Origin of the sequence: Pseudomonas sp. R62, from assembly GCF_000257605.1 — a bacterium.
Lineage (GTDB): Bacteria > Pseudomonadota > Gammaproteobacteria > Pseudomonadales > Pseudomonadaceae > Aquipseudomonas > Aquipseudomonas atacamensis.
The window spans coordinates 3,643,745-3,646,418 of sequence record NZ_JH635998.1; the positions used below are offsets into that span (position 1 = coordinate 3,643,745).

At 58.5% G+C, this 2,674-nt stretch carries 3 protein-coding genes and 1 tRNA gene; 3 read left to right on the forward strand and 1 reads right to left on the reverse strand.

Annotation, left to right across the window (positions count from 1 at the left end; translation table 11 throughout):
• From OQK_RS17425 to nadA, 3 genes are all read left to right on the forward strand, one after another.
• On the forward strand, window positions 1-465 hold a 465-nt coding region (locus OQK_RS17425; RefSeq protein ID WP_016773508.1), incomplete at its 5' end, for a 7-cyano-7-deazaguanine synthase.
• Window positions 466-528: 63 nt separating this feature from the next.
• Window positions 529-604: transfer RNA gene (locus tag OQK_RS17430), tRNA-Lys, on the forward strand.
• Between the two features lie 272 nt (window positions 605-876).
• Window positions 877-1,935 (forward strand): quinolinate synthase NadA, encoded by a 1,059-nt coding sequence (gene nadA / locus OQK_RS17435; protein WP_016773509.1) that lies wholly within the window; start codon window positions 877-879, stop codon window positions 1,933-1,935.
• Window positions 1,936-2,114: 179 nt separating this feature from the next.
• Here the strand turns inward: nadA and OQK_RS17440 are convergent, their stop codons facing one another.
• A complete protein-coding gene (locus OQK_RS17440) occupies window positions 2,115-2,603 on the reverse strand; it encodes an RDD family protein (RefSeq protein WP_016773510.1) in 489 nt (162 codons plus the stop codon).
• Window positions 2,604-2,674: the final 71 nt, after the last annotated feature.

The following is a 2,674-nucleotide window of genomic DNA, read 5'->3' on the forward strand; positions in this document are numbered from 1 at the left end:
GGCGGCTCGGCGCTGACCGACACCAGCATCGACATTCCGGAAGAGCTGGGCGAAGGCATTCCGGTGACTTACGTGCCGGCGCGCAACACGGTGTTCCTGTCGTTGGCATTGGGTTGGGCCGAAGTGCTCGGCGCCCGCGACATCTTCATCGGCGTCAATGCAGTGGATTATTCCGGCTACCCGGATTGCCGTCCCGAGTTCATCGAATCGTTCGAGCGCATGGCCAATCTGGCGACCAAGGCTGGCGTGGAAGGCAATGGCTTCCGCATCCAGGCGCCGCTGCAGAACCTGAGCAAAGCGCAGATCGTTCAGGCCGGCGTTAAGCTCGGCGTTGATTACGGTCTGACGGTTTCCTGCTATCAGGCAGACGATGAAGGCCGCGCTTGCGGCAAATGCGACAGCTGCCGCCTGCGCGCTGAAGGCTTTGCTGCGGCGGGTGTAAGCGATCCAACCCCTTATTTTTGATCTTTTTCAAAAAAGGTGTTGAATAGTCCTTAAAAATCAGTATTATACGCGCCACCACACAGCGGGTCGTTAGCTCAGTTGGTAGAGCAGTTGGCTTTTAACCAATTGGTCGTAGGTTCGAATCCCACACGACCCACCATATTTGGCGGTTTAGAAAATCCGGAAGGCCCACGAAAGTGAGGATTTCCGGGTTTTTTTTTGCCTGCAATTCGGGCGTTCGATGTTTCAGCGCGGCCGCACCTGACGCAGGTCAGAATCATCTTTTGTATCAACGGGATATTCTGTAGCCTTGCGCAGCTTCAACGCTGTCCCGTGCCTGATGATACTCACTCTCCCGGCGGTACCCTCTAGTGGTCCGGAGCCGGGTGTATACTCGACTTTCGCGCGAATGCGCCTGCAGGTCTTGCGAACATGACGCAGATTTCCGAACGCCTTCTGGTTCAAGCCCACCTCGACGCCAAACAGCCGAAACCGCTGACGGCAGAAGAGGAGGCTTATTACCGTTCCGCCATCGCCGCCGAGCTCAAGGCTCAGGACGCGGTGCTCGTGGCCCACTTTTATTGCGATCCGGTGATTCAGGCCCTGGCCGAAGAAACCGGCGGCTGTGTTTCCGACTCCCTGGAAATGGCCCGCTTCGGCAACGCCCATCCGGCCAAGACCGTGGTGGTCGCCGGCGTCAAGTTCATGGGCGAGACGGCAAAAATTCTTAATCCGGAAAAACGCGTGCTGATGCCGACTCTGGAGGCGACCTGCTCGCTGGACCTGGGCTGCCCGGTCGATGAGTTCTCGGCGTTCTGCGATCAGCACCCGGAACGTACCGTGGTGGTGTATGCCAACACTTCCGCCGCCGTGAAAGCGCGGGCTGACTGGGTGGTGACTTCGAGCTGCGCACTGGAAATCGTCGAAAGCCTGATGGACAACGGCGAGACGATCATCTGGGGCCCGGACAAGCACTTGGGCACTTACATTCAGCGCAAGACCGGTGCCGACATGCTGCTTTGGGACGGTGCCTGCATCGTCCATGAAGAGTTCAAGTCCAAGCAGCTCGAGGATATGAAAGCGTTGTACCCGGACGCAGCGATTCTGGTACATCCCGAGTCGCCGACTTCGGTGATCGAGCTGGCGGACGCCGTCGGTTCTACCAGTCAGTTGATCGCCGCCGCGCAAAGCCTGCCAAACAAGACCCTGATCGTCGCCACCGACCGTGGCATCTTCTACAAGATGCAGCAGCTGTGCCCGGACAAGGTCTTCATCGAAGCGCCTACCGCCGGTAACGGCGCGGCTTGTCGCAGTTGCGCACATTGCCCGTGGATGGCCATGAACACCCTTGAGCGCACCCTCAAGAGCTTGAAGGAAGGCACTAACGAGATCTTTGTCGATCCGGCGCTGATTCCCCAAGCGATCCGCCCGTTGAAGCGCATGCTCGACTTCACCCAGGCAGCGCGGATGAAGCTGGCCGGTAACGCCTGAGTGAACCCCTTGTAGAAGTGAGCCCTGTGGCGAGGGGATTTATCCCCGTTGGGTGGCGAAGCCGCCCTAGATCAAACACCGCGGCATATCAGGGATACCGCGTGGGCTCCTTTACGACTGCTACGCAGCCGGACGGGGATAAATCCCCTCGCCACAGGGGGGACTCTTGAGTATGGAAATTATTTGCTCTTCTTTGGAATCCGCACCACGCGCGTATCCGAATAAATGTCATGCCAGGTGCGCTTCTGCTTGTCGAACAGCGACCAGAAGAAACCCAACCCGATACACAACCACGACGCGATCGACACCATAAAGCGCAACAGCGCCTGCCACAGGCTGATGGCTGTGCCGTTGGCGTTCTGCACGCGGATCCCCCATACCTGCATGCCGAGTGTCTGCCCGCCATGGGTCCAGAACTTGGCGAAGAAGCCGAACAATACCAACAGCAGCACCGTGGAATACAGCGGGTCACCATCGAGCTGGCCGGCGTCGGTCATCACCCGCAGCCGTTCTTCGCCAATGATCGCGGCCTGGATCAACTTGTAGATGAATCCGGTGACGATCAGCAGGGCGGTGCACAGCAGGAAGTCGTAGAACATCGCCGCCAGACGACGACCGAGAGCAACGGGAGGAAAGTCCCCTTGCGGCGTGAGCAGGTGTTTCGACATGGCAGCCTCAAGGCGTGAATGGAAGCGCCATTTTACGGATAAGCGCGCACAAAAAAGCCCCTGATATCAAT